The organism is Paenibacillus sp. SSG-1 (genome assembly GCF_002224835.1).
Taxonomy (GTDB): Bacteria; Bacillota; Bacilli; order Paenibacillales; family Paenibacillaceae; genus Paenibacillus_AQ; species Paenibacillus_AQ favisporus.
Genome location: NZ_MBRK01000001.1, coordinates 4,436,787 through 4,454,060, shown reverse-complemented (window position 1 = coordinate 4,454,060; position 17,274 = coordinate 4,436,787). Strand labels below are relative to the sequence as shown.

Genomic DNA, 17,274 nt, shown 5'->3' with positions numbered 1-17,274 from the left:
TTTTCAAGTTGAAAGAGGTATGCTATAATCAACAATTATTTGCACAAGCACGGGGAAAGGAGGGAATACATATTAAAGAACATATTTCCCCAGCGAAGGACAACGTCATTCTTTTTCCAAAGACGCTCGACTTCTATCAGATTCAGCTGACCGTCATGCTGGAAAATGAACGGTACGGGGAAGCGATGGAGCTTTTGCGTTTCCTGCTGCAGTGCCAAGGGCAGGATGAGAGGCATTATGAAGAATGGCAGGCGCTTCTGGAATGGCTGGAAGCCGCTTTTCCACAATATATGAATCACGGCGGCGGGCACGGCGCAGGCTTGGACTCTTATGAGCATGAGGAGGAGCCCGATGAGGAAGAAATGAAACGGCAGAACGTGCGGGCCAAGCTGGCCGAAGACCAGCATTACGCCGACAAGCTGCTGCACACCGCCATGGAAGAGCCTTTATCGGAGCAGACCATGCTCGCTCTCGAGCAGCTGTCCTATCTGGAAGGCTCGGATATTGACGACAAGCTGGTGGGGTGGCTGATGCAGGCTCGCCTTCATCCGCTGCTGCAGTTCAGGGTGCTTCAAACGCTGCGCAAGCGCGGTATGCAGGGCACAGTGCAGTTTAAGCGCGGACAGGAGCAGGTAAGCGTCGATATGGAGACGGTGCCCTTAACGCCGGAGGAGTTTCCGCCGCAGGTGGCAATGGTAACGGAGCGCGTGGCTGCGCAGACCGAAGTGCAGGAGCCGACGCTGTATTATTTTGCTCAGGAGCTGTGGTCGCAGTTTATTATGGCGATCTATGGGACGGAGGATTACCGGTCGATCCTTGACGAGGACGACACGACGATCGACATCTGGGCGGCTGCCCTGCATCAGATCGTCACTGAGAGCCTCACAGGCAGCCGCAACGAGGAGGAGTCCCGGGCGATGTACGGGATCACGGACACGATGCGCTTCCGTTTTGAGCAGGCTTATCGAAGCTTCAGGCAGTTCGTGTCGGCCGGCATGCAGGAGTAGGCGATCGGAAACGTTTACCTGAAGAGTTGCCAAGGGCTTGCCCTTGAAAAACACGGCAATGTTGTTTATACTATAATGGTTATTCTGTGCGTGCTGATAACTTAAGTACATGTGAATTATTTTTGGAGGGGAAAGCATAAAATGAAAGCAACCTGGGAAAAAATAGAGAAGAACCTTGGCGTTCTTGAAGTTGAAGTGGAAGCAGACCGCGTAGCTGCAGCCCTCGACAAAGCTTTTAATAAAGTAGCAAAAAAGGCTAACGTGCCTGGTTTCCGTAAAGGTAAAGTGCCTCGGCCGATCTTCGAAGCCCGTTATGGCGTCGAAGCTCTGTATCAAGACGCAATCGACATTTTGCTTCCTGAAGTATACACAGAAGCTGTCGACCAAACGGACATCTTCCCTGTAGACCGTCCTGAAGTGGAAATTGACAACTTTGCTAAAGGCGAAGTGTTCAAATTCAAAGCGAAAGTAACGGTTAAGCCTGAAGTAACTTTGGGCGACTACAAAGGCGTGGAAGTTCCGGTACAGAAGGTTGAGGTTTCGGACGAAGAGCTTGACGCTGAACTGAAGCGTCTGCAAGAACGTCATGCCGAACTGTCTGTTATCGACGAAGGTGCTGCCGAGAACGGAGATGTCGCTGTGATCGACTTCGACGGATCTGTTGACGGCGTTCCTTTCGAAGGCGGACAAGCAGAGCGTTATTCTCTGGAACTGGGAAGCGGCACGTTCATTCCTGGATTTGAAGAGCAGGTTGTCGGTATGGCGACTGGCGACTTCAAAGACGTGGAAGTGACTTTCCCTGAGACATATCATGCGGAAGAACTGGCCGGCAAGAAAGCCGTGTTCAAAGTGAAAGTGCATGAAATCAAGCGCAAGCAGCTTCCTGAGCTGGACGACGAATTCGCTAAAGACGTAAGTGAATTCGAAACGCTCGCCGAGTACAAGGAAGACCTGAAGAAAGAGCTCCTGGCCCGCAAGGAACAAGAAGCCAAAGGCAATAAGGAAGCAGCTGTCGTAGACAAAGTTGCCGCCAACGCCGAGGTGGAAATTCCACAAGCGATGATTGACAGCGAAATTCAAAACATGATGCGTGATTTTGACAACCGTCTGCGCAATCAAGGCATGAACCTTGAAATGTTCCTCAGCTTCTCTGGCCAAACGACGGCCGATCTGCAAGAGCAAATGAAGGACGATGCCGAAAAACGCGTTCGCAACAACCTTGTTCTGGAGCAAATCGCCAAAGAAGAGAACATTGAAGTAACTGAGGAAGACATCAACAAAGAGCTGGAAGTGATGGCTGAATCTTACAAGCGTACGGCTGACGAGATCCGCAACATCCTTACAGCAAACGGTTCGCTGGGAAGCCTGCGCGAAGAAATTTCCCTTCGCAAAACGGTGGATCTCCTGGTTGAGAACAGCAAAGAAGTGGAAGCAGCCGAAGAAGCTGCTGAAACTGCTGAAGAAAAATAAGAAGGAAACGGACGCGGTCATCTGCATCTGATCTAAGTGCGGAGGCTAACATAAGGGACCTATAGAGAGATAAGGCACGTATATTCATTTGCGTGCCTTATTTTTAACTAAAAGTATCCATTTATATCTAAATCTTGCATGAAAATGGATGCTTTGTTTCCATACATATTCGATTCAAGAGTCCGTTTCGGGTTATAATTGTTAGAAGACTCATACACTGTATTAAATGGTGTGGAGTGAAAAAATGACATCGTGCTTTGAACATGTTAGAATAGTGCTGTAAACTTGATTGAAGCACGCATCACATCTTTTACATGGAAAAGAGGTTGGACACATGAGTCTGATACCTATGGTTGTAGAACAAACCAATAGAGGCGAGAGATCGTACGATATTTACTCCAGATTGCTCAAGGACCGCATTATCTTCCTGAGCAGTGCGATTGATGATGATGTTGCCAATCTCGTCATAGCTCAATTATTGTTCCTGGCTGCGGAGGATCCGGAGAAAGATATTCATTTGTATATCAATTCACCGGGTGGTTCTGTCACAGCGGGGATGGGTATATATGATACGATGCAGTTTATCAAGCCTGATGTATCCACGATTTGCGTTGGTATGGCGGCGAGCATGGGATCCCTGCTGTTGACGGCCGGAGCACCCGGCAAGCGTTTTGCGCTGACGAACAGCGAGGTCATGATTCACCAGCCGCTCGGCGGTGTTCAGGGCCAGGCGTCCGACATCCAAATCCATGCGAGCTGGATTATTAAAACCAGGGAAAAGCTCAATCAAATTTACGTGGAGCGCACGGGTCAGCCCCTTGAAAAAATTGAGCGCGATACGGATCGTGACTTTTTCATGAGCGCGGAGGAAGCGAAAGCATACGGCATAATTGACCAGGTTCTCACTTCACCGATTAAATCTTAAAGGGGTGTTTACATGTTTAAATTTAACGATGAAAAAGGGCAGCTGAAGTGCTCTTTTTGCGGGAAATCCCAGGAGCAAGTGCGCAAACTTGTTGCTGGCCCCGGTGTCTATATATGTGACGAATGTATCGAGCTCTGCACGGAGATCGTGGAGGAAGAGCTCGGACATGAGGAAGAGCTGGATCTGAAGGATATTCCGAAACCGAAGGAAATCTGCGATATTTTGGACCAGTATATCATCGGTCAAGAACAAGCGAAGAAATCGCTGTCCGTTGCCGTGTACAACCACTACAAACGGATCAATACCGGCAGCAAAATTGAAGACGTCGAGCTTCAGAAGAGTAACATTCTGCTTTTGGGTCCAACCGGTTCGGGTAAGACACTGCTTGCCCAGACGATGGCCAAAATTTTGAACGTTCCGTTCGCTATCGCCGACGCGACTTCCCTTACGGAAGCCGGGTACGTGGGTGAGGACGTAGAGAACATCCTGCTGAAGCTGATTCAAGCAGCCGATTACGACGTGGAAAAAGCCGAACGCGGCATTATCTATATCGACGAAATCGACAAGGTTGCGCGTAAATCCGAGAACCCTTCGATTACCCGTGACGTATCGGGTGAAGGGGTACAGCAGGCGCTGCTCAAAATCCTGGAAGGAACGGTCGCTTCGGTTCCGCCACAAGGCGGGCGCAAGCATCCGCACCAGGAGTTTATCCAAATCGATACGACGAACATCCTGTTTATTTGCGGCGGTGCCTTTGATGGCCTGGAGCAAATGATCAAGCGCCGGATCGGCAAGAAAGTTATCGGCTTTAACGCGGGTACCGACAACCAGAAAGATCTGAAACCGGGTGAATACCTCGGTCTGGTTCTGCCGGAAGACCTGCTGAAATTCGGGCTGATCCCTGAATTCGTGGGACGTCTGCCGATCATTTCGACGCTGGAGCCGCTCGATGAGAAGACGCTGGTGCGTATTCTGTCCGAGCCGAAGAACGCGCTGACGAAGCAGTATCAGAAACTGCTCGAAATGGATAACGTAACGCTGAAATTCGAGCCGGAAGCCCTTGAAGCGATTGCCCGCGAAGCGATCAAACGCAATACGGGTGCCCGCGGACTTCGGGCCATCATTGAAGGCATCATGCTGGACGTAATGTATGAGGTTCCTTCCCGCGAGGATATCAAGGACTGCATCATTACGGAGCAGGTTGTCAAAGAGAAGATGATTCCGGAATTGATCAGCAAAAAAGATAAAAAACAAGAGGAAAGTGCGTAATCTGATTGTAAAACAGATGCCATTTTCCCAAATTTAGGTGCCGATTCTCCACTTCCGCCCTGCCGCTTGCTTCGCGGGGACGGGGTGGAGTCTTGGCGTTATGGGAGAGAACAATCATGTTTTTGAGACAAGACACACGGCCGGTCAAGGTCGGTAATTTGACGATTGGCGGTAACAACGAAGTCATTATCCAAAGCATGTGTACGACGAAGACCGCTAACGTGGAAGCCACGGTGGCGGAAATCCTTCGGCTCGAAGAAGCCGGCTGCCAGATTGTCCGGGTAACGGTCAACAATGTGGAAGCGGCGGAAGCCATTAAAGAGATCAAGAAACGCATTCATATTCCGCTCGTTGCGGATATTCATTTTAACTACCAGCTGGCGCTGAAAGCCATCGAGAACGGCATCGATAAAGTCCGGATCAACCCGGGCAATATCGGCAGCCGCGAGAAGGTGGAAGCGGTCGTCCGAGCTTGTAAAGAGCGCGGGATTCCGATCCGGATCGGCGTCAACGCCGGTTCGCTCGAAGCTCACCTGCTGGAGAAATACGGGTATCCGACGCCTGAAGCTATGGTGGAAAGTGCCCTATATCACATAGGCATTTTGGAAGAGCTCGATTTCCACGATATTATCGTGTCTCTGAAAGCCTCTGACGTGCCGATGGCCATCGAAGCTTACCGTAAGGCGGCCGAAGTGATTCCTTATCCGCTGCACCTTGGTATTACCGAATCGGGAACGCTCTTCTCCGGTACGATCAAAAGCTCGGCGGGCATCGGCGCCCTGCTCTCGATGGGCATCGGCAGCACCGTGCGTATTTCCCTGAGCGCAGATCCGGTGGAAGAAGTCAAAGTGGCGCGTGAGCTGCTCAAGACCTTCGGCTTGATCTCGAACGCCGCAACGCTCGTGTCCTGTCCGACCTGCGGGCGGCTGGACATCGACTTGTTCTCCATCGCCAACGAAGTGGAAGCCTACATCTCCCAGCTGAAAGTGCCGATTAAAGTGTCCGTGCTTGGCTGCGCGGTCAACGGTCCGGGCGAAGCGCGTGAAGCGGACATCGGCATCGCCGGCGGTCGCGGCGAAGGACTCCTTTTCCGTTACGGAGAGATGATCCGTAAAGTGCCGGAAGCTGAGATGGTGGACGAATTGAAGAAGGAAATCGACAGCATCGTTAAAGTATACGAAGAAACCGGAACGATCCCGGGGCGCAAACACTAATTTTGCCGCAAGAAGCCGCAGTCCTGCTTATGCAGTGCTGCGGCTTCTTTTTTGAATGAGGGCGGACAATTTTCCAAAAAAGATGCAAAAATCCCGGCCCATCCCGTTTACTCATGGGTGAAAAGGCTATACTACCATGTATCAGGCTAACGAACCTATTTCCGGCAAGATGATGTATCAATCTAAAACCATGCCGGAGGAGAAGCCACTGAACTGAGAATCGGGAGGGATTTACTATGGATTTAACCATGATTATGATGCTGGTACAATTTTTCTTTGCGATCATCATCGGCGTCTATTTTTGGAATTTGCTCCGCGGGCAGAAGACGAACCGCACCGCGGTGGATCGGGAATCACGCAAAGAGATGGATAAGCTGCGCAAGCTGCGTTCGGTTTCGCTGACCAAGCCGCTGGCCGAAAAAACGAGACCGCAGTCGCTGCAGGATATCGTCGGACAGAAGGACGGGCTTCGTGCGTTGAAAGCCGCGCTGTGCAGCGGGAATCCGCAGCATGTCATTATCTATGGGCCACCAGGGGTCGGGAAAACCGCAGCCGCCCGGGTCGTGATGGAGGAAGCCAAAAAAAATCCGGCCTCGCCATTTAAAGCCGACGCCAAATTCACCGAAATCGATGCGACCACCGCCCGTTTCGACGAGCGGGGGATTGCCGATCCATTAATCGGATCGGTCCATGACCCGATCTATCAGGGGGCGGGCTCCATGGGCGTCGCCGGCATTCCCCAGCCTAAGCCAGGTGCGGTTACGAAAGCGCACGGGGGAATTTTGTTTGTCGACGAGATTGGGGAATTGCATCCGATCCAAATGAATAAATTGTTAAAAGTACTTGAGGACCGTAAGGTCCTGCTCGAAAGTGCATACTATAATTCGGAGGACAGCAACACCCCGGCCTATGTGCACGATATTTTCCAGAACGGCCTTCCGGCCGATTTTCGTCTGGTCGGGGCAACGACACGCTCGCCGCAGGAAATTCCGCCGGCGCTGCGTTCGCGCTGTATGGAAATCTTTTTCCGCCCGCTGCTTCCTGAGGAGATCAGCCGCATTGCGGAGGATGCGATTCAAAAGATCGGTCTGAAGCCATGCCCGGAGGCGGTCGAGGTTGTGAAGCAGTATGCCACCAACGGACGCGAGGCGGTCAATATCATTCAGCTGGCAGCAGGTTTGGCCTTGACGGAAAAAAGGGACTCCCTGTCGGCTTCCGACGTCGAATGGGTAGCAAGCAGCAGCCAGCTTCAGCCCCGTCCGGACCGGAAGGTTCCGGAGCGTCCGCAGGTTGGCCTGGTCAACGGCCTTGCCGTGTACGGTCCGAATATGGGAGCACTGCTTGAAATCGAGGTGACTGCCGTTCCTGTCGCCAAAGGACAAGGTATCTACAATATTACCGGGGTCGTCGAAGAGGAAGAGATCGGCGGGGGCAGTTCCAGAACGCTGCGCCGAAAGAGCATGGCGAAGGGTTCCATCGAAAACGTGCTGACCGTTCTGCGCTCCATGGGTCTTTCGCCGGGCGATTACGATCTGCATATCAATTTCCCTGGAGGAACGCCGATTGACGGTCCTTCTGCCGGCGTCGCCATGGCTACCGCCATCGTTTCGGCGATGAAAGGGCTGCCGGTTGACAATCGACTGGCCATGACAGGCGAAATCAGCATTCACGGCAAAGTGAAGCCGATCGGGGGCGTTATCGCCAAAGTCGAGGCGGCCTTCCAGGCAGGAGCGACGACAGTGATCATTCCGAAGGAAAACTGGCAGACTCTGTTCGAGGATTTGAACGGACTGCGCGTCATTCCGGTGGAGTCGATCCAGGAAGCGTTCGGGCATATTTTCGGAGGCGAGCTGGACCGTCAAGTCGACAGCAGCGCAGAGGAAACGATCGAACCCAGCGCGGCCCCGGAGACATTCCCGGCAGCTTCAGCTTCCTTCCTGCATGCCAAGCCTGCGCGTAACAGCCAAATAACGGATGCCGGCTCCTGCTGATCAGGCTACAAAGATTGGTGTTTTATGTGAACATTTGCTAAAATAAAATCGAATGTCATAACCCTGAGAACGGCTGGAGGTGCAAAAGCGATGGGGCCCAGTAAATCAAAAGGCCGCCGGTTTCCTTTACTGCCTTTGCGAGGCCTTCTAGTCTACCCGAGCATGGTTCTGCATCTCGATGTAGGCCGGGAGAAATCGGTCAAAGCGCTGGAAAAAGCAATGGTGGAAGATAATTTGATTCTCCTTTGTTCTCAGTCCGAGGTGAACATAGAAGAACCAACGCAAGAAGATATTTTCCGGGTTGGCACAGTCGCCAACGTCAGACAGATGCTGAAGCTTCCGAACGGCACCATCCGGGTGCTGGTAGAAGGGATGGAGCGCGCCGAGATCATTCAGTACACGGACAATGAAGAGTATTACGAAGTCATTGCCCGCGAGCTGAAGGAGGAAGACAGCGACGATCCTGAAGTGGATGCACTGATGCGTACGGTACTCAGTCAATTCGAGCACTATATTAATTTATCGAAAAAGGTAACGCCCGAGACGCTTGCCGCGGTGTCTGATATCGATGAGCCCGGCAGGCTGGCTGACGTCATTACGAGCCATCTGTCGTTAAAAATCAAGGATAAGCAGGATATTCTGGAGACCGTCGACGTTGGCAAACGGCTCGAGAAACTCCTCGATATTCTGAATAACGAACGCGAAGTGCTGGAGCTCGAGCGCAAAATTAACCAACGCGTCAAGAAGCAGATGGAAAAGACGCAGAAGGAATATTATTTGCGCGAACAGATGAAGGCGATTCAGAAGGAGCTGGGCGAGAAAGAAGGCCGCGCCGGAGAAGTGGAAGAGCTGCGTGAGCAGATGAACAAGCAGGAGCTTCCCGAAAGGGTCAAAGAGAAGGTGGAGAAAGAAATCGACCGTCTCGAAAAAATGCCTGCAAGCTCGGCGGAAGGCGGTGTGATCCGCAATTATCTCGATTGGCTGCTTGGCCTTCCCTGGTCGGCTAAAACCGAGGACGATCTGGATATCCATAAGGCGGAGCAGGTGCTCAACGAGGATCATTACAGCCTCGACAAGCCGAAGGAACGCGTACTCGAATACCTGGCCGTTCAGAAGCTGGTGAAGAAGATGAAAGGGCCGATTTTGTGCCTGGTCGGACCTCCGGGCGTTGGTAAAACTTCGCTTGCCCGGTCGATTGCCAAATCGCTGAACCGCAAGTTTGTCCGGATATCGCTCGGGGGTGTGCGGGATGAAGCGGAAATTCGCGGTCACCGGCGCACCTATGTGGGAGCGATGCCAGGGCGGATTATCCAGGGAATGAAAAGCGCGGGAGTACTGAACCCGGTATTCCTGCTGGATGAGATCGACAAGATGGCTTCGGATTTCCGGGGTGACCCGTCTTCGGCGCTGCTGGAAGTGCTCGATCCGGAGCAGAACAACACGTTCAGCGACCATTTTATCGAGATTCCGTTCGACTTGTCCCAGGTAATGTTTATTACGACGGCGAATGCCATTCATAATATTCCGCGTCCGCTGCTGGACCGGATGGAAGTGCTCAACATCCCGGGTTATACGGAACTGGAGAAGCTTCAAATCGCCATGCGCTATCTGCTGCCGAAGCAGAAACGGGAGCATGGCCTGAACGAAGACCAGCTGGAGATCGGGGAAGAGGCGCTCATGAAAGTGGTCCGCGAGTACACCCGGGAATCCGGCGTACGGAACCTGGAGCAGCAGGTCGCGGCGCTGTGCCGGAAGGCTGCGAAGATCATCGTATCCGAAGAGATCGATAAGATTACCATTGGGCCGGACGATGTCAAGGACTATTTAGGCAGTCCGAACTTCAGATATGGCGTGGCCGATCTGGAGGATCAGATTGGTGCGGTAACCGGCCTGGCCTGGACCGAGGTTGGCGGCGTAACATTAATGGTCGAAGTCACGGTCGTGCCGGGATCCGGCAAGCTGACCCTGACCGGCCAATTGGGGGACGTGATGAAGGAATCGGCGCAGGCCGCTTTCAGCTACACGCGTGCCAAAGCCGATGAGCTTGGCATCGACCCCGATTTTCATGAGAAGAATGATATCCATATTCATATCCCTGAAGGGGCGATTCCGAAAGATGGACCTTCGGCAGGCATTACGATTGCCACGGCCCTCGTGTCGGCCCTGACCAAGAAACATGTCTCCAAAGACATCGCCATGACCGGTGAAATCACCCTGCGCGGCCGGGTGCTGCCGATCGGCGGACTGAAGGAGAAATCGCTGGCAGCGCACCGCGCCGGCTACAAAAAAATACTGCTCCCCAAAGACAACGAGCGGGATCTGCGCGAGATTCCGGACAGTGTCAAAGAAGAAGTGGAGTTTGTTCCGGTGTCCCATATGGACCAGGTGCTGAAGCATGCACTGGTGGAGCAGGCGGGAGTGCACTAGAGAGGGTTTAATTTAACATGAAAGTTACGAATGCAGAATTTATTATCAGCGCCGTCGGCCCTGACCAATATCCTGTGGACGCCTTGCCGGAGATTGCTCTGGCAGGGCGTTCCAATGTCGGCAAGTCCTCGCTCATCAACCGGATGATCAATCGGAAGAACCTCGCGAGAACAAGCTCGACCCCGGGCAAAACCCAGCATATGAACTACTATCGTATTAATGAGGCTTTGTATTTTGTGGACTTCCCAGGGTACGGCTACGCCAAAGTGTCCAAGACGCAGCGGGCGGCCTGGGGCAAGATGATTGAGAAATACATGCTGGAGCGGCAGACGCTGAAGCTGGTTCTCATGGTGGTGGATCTTCGCCACCCGCCGACCAAGGATGACGTCATGATGTATGACTGGCTTCAGCATTATGACATTCCGATCTGCGTCGTGGCTACAAAAGCGGATAAAATACCGAAGAGCCGCTGGCAGAAGCATGTCAAGCAAATGAAGGAGAGCCTCCTTCTCCGCAGCACTGATTTGTTCGTCATGTTTTCTTCGGAGCTGGGTGTGGGTAAAGAAGAGTTATGGGCTGTGATTCAGTCATTTACGGAAAACGGAGACTCTCCGCAGTCCGGGGCGGTTCCGCAGGAAGGGCAGCAGCAGGAGAACCCGTAACGTCTCAACCTAACGAAAATGCGATAAATTCGCTGTATACTATAGGGATTCAGACTTTTCACGGGAGGAAAGTGAGCATCCCATAAGATTTTTCGGCTACAATCCGGTTTAATCCGTTATTTTATGAAATATGAAGGAAATTCATGGTTTGCTCAGCAAGCCAATGCTCGAGGATGTGCTGTATAATAATACTAAAGGTTGTTTAAAGAGGCCTTGAGCTCCTTTAACGATCTTCCCCCGCCATGTCCGGCGGAAATTTTTCTTGCGATTATAGAATCGAACCGTGCTGGAGCACATCGTTCTGTAATCATAAAAAAGAATTGAGGAGATTTTTATGGCTCAGCGGTTAGCCACAGAGTATGTTCAAACGACTTTACAAATGACGGAGCAGCAATTGAACCAATTTTTGCATTCGGCGGAAAGCTGTCATGTGCATTCTTATGTGAAAGTACTGGACGGCGGAGGACAAGAAATTGTGCTTGAAGACGAAAGCGGCGAGGCGGTTCATCTCCCTCTGGAGCGTAAAGGTTCGTTATACATCTGTGAATTGTCTTGCCGCTTGGTGAACCCTCATCTGACAAACGCGGTCCGCAAACTGTTCGTCGCCTGCAAAGGAGACGGAATCGTCAATCGCATTTATCAAGGATTCACGATGATGTATTATTATGAAAAAGGCTCGGTTCGCAAAATTGCGGAAGTTACGACTTCCCAGAGTAAGCTGGTGTATGAATATAAGCATACGGCCGGAGAACTCCAGCGAATGTTCCAGCTCACCGAGGTCGAACAGGAAATATCCCGTTTGTACCAGGATATTAATTTTTGGCTCGATGAACGGAACAAAGCGGTGACTCCTGAACAGATTGCTGTTATTGACCAGAAACTGCGCCTCACCACACATAAATGGTTTGCACTTGAGGCTTGAGATGGCCTCGGAGAAAGAGAACCCTTCGGTAACTGAAGGGTTCTTTTTACGTCTTAAATGCCCGGTAAAACGGGTCAGGTGACGCGGGGATGAGTGGCTGAAAATAAATATTTGCAAAGGATAAAAAAGGGTTGCAATTAGGGCGGATAGATGTTATTTTTAATCTCGTTGAAAAGAATTATATAGGAACCAGGATTCACTCAGGACATTGAATGTTGCGAGAGATTATTCCCTCGGGAAGTGAATGACGTAGGTCCTAGCGGATGAAATTTTCAAACATTTTATTCCTAGGAAGGGGGAACCGAAGGATGGAATATTCAACTTTCGGAAGACACGTTGCTGTTGATACTTGGGGTGTAGATTTTGACATGCTGAATGACGCGGAATTTCTGCAGGCTCAAATGGTTGAGGCAGCCGAAGCATGCGGTGCTACAGTCATGTCGGTACAATCCAAGCAGTTTGAACCACAAGGCGCTACAGTACTCGTATTGTTGTCAGAAAGCCACCTCTCGATCCACACGTATCCTGAGAGAGGATTCGCAGCGATCGACTGCTACACTTGCGGTGAGACGGTAGATCCACAGTTGGCCATTGATTACCTGGTATCCGTATTGAAACCTGAGAAAACTTACGCCAAGAAACTGGTGCGCGGTTTGGGTGAATTGACGGTAGAAACCCCTGAACTGAAACAGACCGAGCTGGTGTAACTTCGCGGCACGAATAACGATATCTAAATCATAACCATGGACATCTCCATGGTTATTTGTTTTTTTGGACCCCCATACAATGAGTAGTAAGCTTGTTAACAGGGGGGTTCGCTTAAGCGTGAGAAGGAGAAAACAGAGGGATTTGCTGTTTGTTGGTCTGCTGCTGGTCCTGCTTGTCAGCCTTGTCTACCAAGGATACCGGATGATGTGGCCTCATACCGAAGGAGAGAATGCCGAAAGGATGCTGTTCGAGGTGGCCCAGTTTCAAATGCAGGTGCTGGGAACGTCCCTGGCGGATGCGGCTGGCAGTTCGCGCACCGATGAGCTGAACGCCCTCAAGCTGGCGGCTTATTCGGCGTCGTATGCTCACGACCGGCTGGCAAAAACATTTGGGGACGGTGCCGTCGATCCGCTTAAACCGGTCGGTGATCTGGTTAATGTAATCACAGAGTGGCAAATCGGCGGCAACCGCCTCCTCACCGACGCGGAGAAGGACATGCTGCTTCGGTACAGCCAGCTGTATGCAGGTGTCATGCCGGTATACGATAAGCTGCTGAGCGAGGACGGGCACGTGATCGCCTCGCAAGCGGGCCAGCTGAAGAAAATCGGCAAAGAACTCTCCAAGACGCTGGAAGAAACGCAATAAAGAGGGTATAAAGCCCAGTGCTTTGTGACACAATAAATCACATGTAATTTCATAAACATTTCAAAAATAGTTCAGAGAGAGCAGGACATTTGTGATATAATGAACACGTTGTTAATGAACGTACCGTAAGAAAAAACGTCCTGAACTGGATCTTTTTTTTTGAAATGAAACATAGGCAGGTGAACACGTAATGCACATCGTCGTTGTCGGATTAAACTATCGTACAGCGCCTGTAGAAGTGAGGGAACGTTTTACATTTGATCAAAGCGAACTTCCAAAGGCACTCAGCCAGCTGATGCTGACGAAAAGTGTAATGGAAGGCGTGATTGTGGCTACGTGCAACCGCACTGAAATATACGTGGTGGTAGACCGTCTTCATATGTGCGGATATTTCATCCGCAGTTTTGTGGAGCAATGGTTTGACATCCCAAGAGAAGAATTTACAAAGCATTTATATATATATGAAGACGAACAGGCCATTTCCCATTTGTTCCGGGTGACCTGCGGCCTGGACTCCATGGTGATCGGGGAGACGCAAATTTTGGGTCAAGTCCGAAGCGCCTTCCTGCAAAGCCAGGAGGAGAAAGCGACGGGCACCTGGTTCAACATGCTGTTCAAGCAGGCTGTAACCCTTGGCAAGAGAGCCCATTCGGAGACTTCCATTGGGGAAAGCGCAGTGTCCGTGAGCTACGCGGCCGTTGAGCTGGGCAAACGGATTTTTGGCATGTTCAACGACAAGAAGGTGCTCATTCTCGGTGCCGGCAAAATGAGCGAGCTGACCGTCAAGCACCTGTACGCGAACGGGGCCGAAGAGGTGATCGTCGCCAACCGGACCCTGGCGCGGGCGGAAGAGCTGGCCAGCAAGTTTCAAGGTACGCCGTGCACGATGGAGCAGGCGATTGCCCGGCTTCACGAAGTGGACATCCTGATCAGCTCGACGGGTGCCAAGGATTACGTCCTTACACCGGCGCAGGTCAGCGAGAGCATGAAGAAGCGGCAATCCCGGCCGCTGTTTATGATTGATATTGCGGTGCCGCGGGACATTGATCCGGCTATCGCCGAGATTAGCAACGTATTCCTGTATGATATTGACGACCTGGAAGGAATCGTTGAGAGCAACCTCGAAATGCGCCGGGCCGAAGCCGCAAAAATCGAAGTGATGATCGAAGAGGAGAAGACGGCGTTCTATCAATGGCTCAAGACGCTCGGCATCCGGCCGGCGATCCGTGCGCTTCAGGAGAAGTCCACGGCGATTCATGAAGAAACGCTGGAAAGCCTGTTTAACAAGCTGCCTGAACTGAACGACCATCAGCGCAAAGTCATCCGCCGGTTGACCAAGAGCATCGTCAATCAGATGATGCACGATCCGATCAACCGCTTGAAGGAAATGGCCGGCGGCAAGGAAGGCAACGAGGCGCTAGAGTTTTTCACACACATATTTGCTTTGGAAGAGGACATGAATGCGTCCGGTCATGGCAGCAGCGTCATGGAGAAATCCGGCAAGGTCCCGCAAGGGAATAGCAAGAACCCATCGGACATGAAGCTGTCCAAGGTTTCTTTGACTCCTGCAAGCCTGTAAGCCGGTAGGGGGAGTTGACATTGCTCACTGGTTTTTACGATGCCGGCATTTATATCTACGCCCTGAGCCTTCTGTTTTTTATCTCGGATTGCATACGACGCAATCAGGGGGCAAAGCGGATGGGTACAGGGCTTCTTGTTGTAGTTGGCGTTTTGCAGGGAGGCGCGCTTCTGATTAGAGCGTGGCAGGAGAGCATGCTGCCGATCTTTACCCCATTTGATTTTTTGCTCTTATTTTCATTTAGTCTCGTCATCGCCGCGCTGATCCTGAACTGGGTGCAGCGGTCGGAGTTTGCCGTCCTGCTGCTCGGCATCATCGGATTCAGCGCCATGGTGCTGAACCGCTTATGGTTTGCGGCCGGGAATAACCCGCTGCGTCATTGGGAGACGGTACACGGCCTGCTCATTCTGCATATCACGCTTGCCAACCTAAGCTTCGCCGTTTACACCATTGCCGCCGTATTTGCCGGCATGTATTTGTTCCTTCATAGAAGGCTGAAAGGGAAAAAATGGAGCGACACCGTCCGCAGGCTTCCGAGTCTTGAGCTGATGGACAAGTATACGTACCTGCTCGCATCGATCGGAACCCCGCTCTTATCCGTTTCGTTCATCGTCGCGGTGCTGTCGCTTATTTCCGAAGGCAAGCTCAGCCTGCTGCTGGACTTGAAAGTAGTGGCTACGCTTGCCGGACTGGCGATTTATTATTTTTTTCTGATTCGTAAACGTTCCAAACAGCATTCCGGTCAAGTGATGGCCCAGTGGATTCTGATCGGATATGCGTTTATTATCTTTATTTTCGTACTGAATACGTGGTCCGATTTTCACCGTTGGACAGGAGAGTGAGCCCTTTGTCGGTATATTTGCCCGTAATGCTGGATTGCAAGGGGCGCTGCTGCGCCGTGGTGGGCGGCGGGGCCGTGGCCGAAAGAAAGGTAAACTCCCTGCTTGCGGCTTCGGCCGATGTGACGGTGATCAGTCCGGAAGTGACACAAGGACTGCGGCAGCTTGTAATGGAAGGCCGGATCCGCTGGATTTCCCGCGAGTACGCGGCGGGAGATTTGGCGGGGGCCTTTTTGGTCTATGCGGCAACCTCCTCGCCTGACGTGAACGGTGCCGTGATCGATGAGGCAGAGCGGATGGGTGCGCTGGCAAACGCGGCCGGCGGCAGTAAGCCGGGTTCTTTTATCAGCCCGAGCGTGCTTCGCCGGGGCAGGCTGGTGATCGCCGTGTCCACCTCGGGCGCCGGACCGGCGCTGGCTGCGGAGATTTGCGACAGGCTGGAGGAAGAATACGGCCCCGAATACGAGGAATATCTCGAATGGATGTACCGGATGCGCAGCAGCATCAAGAGGCAGGTTACGCGCCCGGAAACCCGGCAAAGATTATTAATGAAAGCGGCAAAGCTTGAAGTGCTGGATGATATCCGCAAGGGCACGTTTGAGCCGTGGGATACGGAACAAATCAAGCAATGGATAGCGAACAACCAGGAGGAATCATGATGCGGACAATCGTAGTAGGCAGCAGACAAAGCGCATTGGCATTAACGCAGACAGGGCAGGTCATCGACCAGCTGAAGCAGCTGTGCGTGGAACATGGGTTTGATTTTCAATTTGAAGTGAAAAAGATCGTGACGAAAGGCGACCGCATTCTGGATGTGACGTTGTCCAAGGTCGGCGGGAAAGGCTTGTTCGTTAAAGAAATCGAACAGGCTATGCTGGACGGTGAAATCGATATGGCCGTGCACAGTATGAAGGACATGCCTTCGGTTCTCCCCGAGGGTCTGATGAACGGTGCGGTGCCCCGCCGCGTCGATCCGAGGGACTGCCTCATTTCCCTTCATGGGCAAAGCATTGACGAGCTTCCGCAGGGAGCGAAAGTGGGAACGAGCAGCCTGCGCCGCTCCAGCCAGCTGAAGGCTCACCGGCCGGACCTGGAACTGGAGCCGGTTCGCGGCAATATTGACTCGCGTCTGCGCAAGCTCGAGACGGAAGGCTTTCAGGCGATCATTCTCGCCGCTGCCGGGCTGTACCGCATGGGCTGGGAGGATAAAATCAGCTCCTATATTCCGGTGGAGACCTGCCTGCCGGCTGTTGGCCAAGGAGCGCTCGGCATCGAATGCCGCGAAGATGATGCGGATCTGCGCAGACTGCTTGATTTATATAACGATAAGGAATCGGAGCTGACCGTTGCTGCCGAACGCAAGTTTCTCGCCGTACTGAACGGCGGCTGCCAGGTGCCGATCGGGGCCCACGCCGTACTCGTTCCGTCCGAAACGGAGCATTCCCAAGGGACTCCGCCCGTTATACAATTAACGGGAATGGTAGGATCTCCCGAAGGGGACGTCATTTTAAAAGAAACGCTGACGGGAACGGATCCACAGAAGCTTGGGGAAGACGTTGCCAATAAGCTGATTGCCCAGGGAGCCGAGAGAATTCTGGAACAGACCAGGGAGTAGG

General features: G+C 52.2%; 15 protein-coding genes. All 15 read left to right on the top strand.

Translation table 11 applies throughout. From position 1 onward, the window contains the following. Positions 1–65 precede the first annotated feature (65 nt). Positions 66–1,007, top strand: a complete 942-nt coding sequence (locus BCV73_RS20675; protein ID WP_179232153.1) for a hypothetical protein — start codon at positions 66–68, stop codon at positions 1,005–1,007. Positions 1,008–1,148: 141 nt separating this feature from the next. Then, positions 1,149–2,477: a trigger factor gene (tig, locus tag BCV73_RS20670; RefSeq protein ID WP_089548385.1), complete on the top strand. Its 1,329-nt coding sequence runs from the start codon at positions 1,149–1,151 to the stop codon at positions 2,475–2,477. A gap of 334 nt (positions 2,478–2,811) precedes the next feature. Then, positions 2,812–3,402, top strand: a complete 591-nt coding sequence (clpP, locus tag BCV73_RS20665; RefSeq protein ID WP_076174335.1) for an ATP-dependent Clp endopeptidase proteolytic subunit ClpP — start codon at positions 2,812–2,814, stop codon at positions 3,400–3,402. A 12-nt stretch (positions 3,403–3,414) separates the two neighbouring features. Next, positions 3,415–4,671 carry an ATP-dependent protease ATP-binding subunit ClpX gene (clpX, locus tag BCV73_RS20660; RefSeq protein WP_076174338.1) on the top strand — a complete coding sequence of 419 codons (1,257 nt, stop codon included), beginning with the start codon at positions 3,415–3,417 and terminating at the stop codon, positions 4,669–4,671. 116 nt (positions 4,672–4,787) lie between these two features. After that, positions 4,788–5,885 carry a flavodoxin-dependent (E)-4-hydroxy-3-methylbut-2-enyl-diphosphate synthase gene (gene ispG / locus BCV73_RS20655; RefSeq protein WP_076174340.1) on the top strand — a complete coding sequence of 366 codons (1,098 nt, stop codon included), beginning with the start codon at positions 4,788–4,790 and terminating at the stop codon, positions 5,883–5,885. 236 nt (positions 5,886–6,121) lie between these two features. Further along, positions 6,122–7,876: an ATP-dependent protease LonB gene (lonB, locus tag BCV73_RS20650; protein WP_076174342.1), complete on the top strand. Its 1,755-nt coding sequence runs from the start codon at positions 6,122–6,124 to the stop codon at positions 7,874–7,876. 90 nt (positions 7,877–7,966) lie between these two features. Further along, positions 7,967–10,303: an endopeptidase La gene (gene lon, locus BCV73_RS20645; protein WP_089548384.1), complete on the top strand. Its 2,337-nt coding sequence runs from the start codon at positions 7,967–7,969 to the stop codon at positions 10,301–10,303. A 17-nt stretch (positions 10,304–10,320) separates the two neighbouring features. Next, complete coding sequence (gene yihA / locus BCV73_RS20640; protein ID WP_089548383.1) at positions 10,321–10,965, top strand: ribosome biogenesis GTP-binding protein YihA/YsxC; 645 nt, start codon at positions 10,321–10,323, stop codon at positions 10,963–10,965. A gap of 334 nt (positions 10,966–11,299) precedes the next feature. Beyond that, positions 11,300–11,887 carry a non-ribosomal peptide synthetase module gene (locus BCV73_RS20635; protein WP_089548382.1) on the top strand — a complete coding sequence of 196 codons (588 nt, stop codon included), beginning with the start codon at positions 11,300–11,302 and terminating at the stop codon, positions 11,885–11,887. Positions 11,888–12,195: 308 nt separating this feature from the next. Further along, entirely contained in the window at positions 12,196–12,594 is a 399-nt protein-coding gene (gene speD, locus BCV73_RS20630) for an adenosylmethionine decarboxylase (protein WP_089548381.1), read from the top strand. A gap of 118 nt (positions 12,595–12,712) precedes the next feature. Further along, positions 12,713–13,240: a hypothetical protein gene (locus BCV73_RS20625; RefSeq protein WP_143811884.1), complete on the top strand. Its 528-nt coding sequence runs from the start codon at positions 12,713–12,715 to the stop codon at positions 13,238–13,240. Between the two features lie 190 nt (positions 13,241–13,430). Then, entirely contained in the window at positions 13,431–14,819 is a 1,389-nt protein-coding gene (hemA, locus tag BCV73_RS20620) for a glutamyl-tRNA reductase (protein ID WP_076174358.1), read from the top strand. Between the two features lie 119 nt (positions 14,820–14,938). Further along, positions 14,939–15,661 carry a cytochrome c biogenesis protein CcsA gene (gene ccsA, locus BCV73_RS20615; RefSeq protein ID WP_089550339.1) on the top strand — a complete coding sequence of 241 codons (723 nt, stop codon included), beginning with the start codon at positions 14,939–14,941 and terminating at the stop codon, positions 15,659–15,661. 5 nt (positions 15,662–15,666) lie between these two features. Further along, a complete protein-coding gene (locus BCV73_RS20610) occupies positions 15,667–16,317 on the top strand; it encodes a precorrin-2 dehydrogenase/sirohydrochlorin ferrochelatase family protein (protein WP_244169402.1) in 651 nt (216 codons plus the stop codon). Beyond that, positions 16,317–17,273, top strand: a complete 957-nt coding sequence (hemC, locus tag BCV73_RS20605) for a hydroxymethylbilane synthase (protein WP_089548379.1) — start codon at positions 16,317–16,319, stop codon at positions 17,271–17,273. The genes BCV73_RS20610 and hemC overlap by 1 nt, the downstream gene beginning before the upstream one ends. Position 17,274: the final 1 nt, after the last annotated feature.

Coding starts and splice junctions, on each gene's coding strand:
- speD (WP_089548381.1), top strand. CDS start 12,196: ATGGAATATTCAACTTTCGGAAGACACGTTGCTGTTGATACTTGGGGT.
- ispG (WP_076174340.1), top strand. CDS start 4,788: ATGTTTTTGAGACAAGACACACGGCCGGTCAAGGTCGGTAATTTGACG.
- tig (WP_089548385.1), top strand. CDS start 1,149: ATGAAAGCAACCTGGGAAAAAATAGAGAAGAACCTTGGCGTTCTTGAA.
- BCV73_RS20635 (WP_089548382.1), top strand. CDS start 11,300: ATGGCTCAGCGGTTAGCCACAGAGTATGTTCAAACGACTTTACAAATG.
- lonB (WP_076174342.1), top strand. CDS start 6,122: ATGGATTTAACCATGATTATGATGCTGGTACAATTTTTCTTTGCGATC.
- yihA (WP_089548383.1), top strand. CDS start 10,321: ATGAAAGTTACGAATGCAGAATTTATTATCAGCGCCGTCGGCCCTGAC.
- ccsA (WP_089550339.1), top strand. CDS start 14,939: ATGGGTACAGGGCTTCTTGTTGTAGTTGGCGTTTTGCAGGGAGGCGCG.
- hemA (WP_076174358.1), top strand. CDS start 13,431: ATGCACATCGTCGTTGTCGGATTAAACTATCGTACAGCGCCTGTAGAA.
- clpP (WP_076174335.1), top strand. CDS start 2,812: ATGAGTCTGATACCTATGGTTGTAGAACAAACCAATAGAGGCGAGAGA.
- lon (WP_089548384.1), top strand. CDS start 7,967: ATGGGGCCCAGTAAATCAAAAGGCCGCCGGTTTCCTTTACTGCCTTTG.
- clpX (WP_076174338.1), top strand. CDS start 3,415: ATGTTTAAATTTAACGATGAAAAAGGGCAGCTGAAGTGCTCTTTTTGC.
- hemC (WP_089548379.1), top strand. CDS start 16,317: ATGCGGACAATCGTAGTAGGCAGCAGACAAAGCGCATTGGCATTAACG.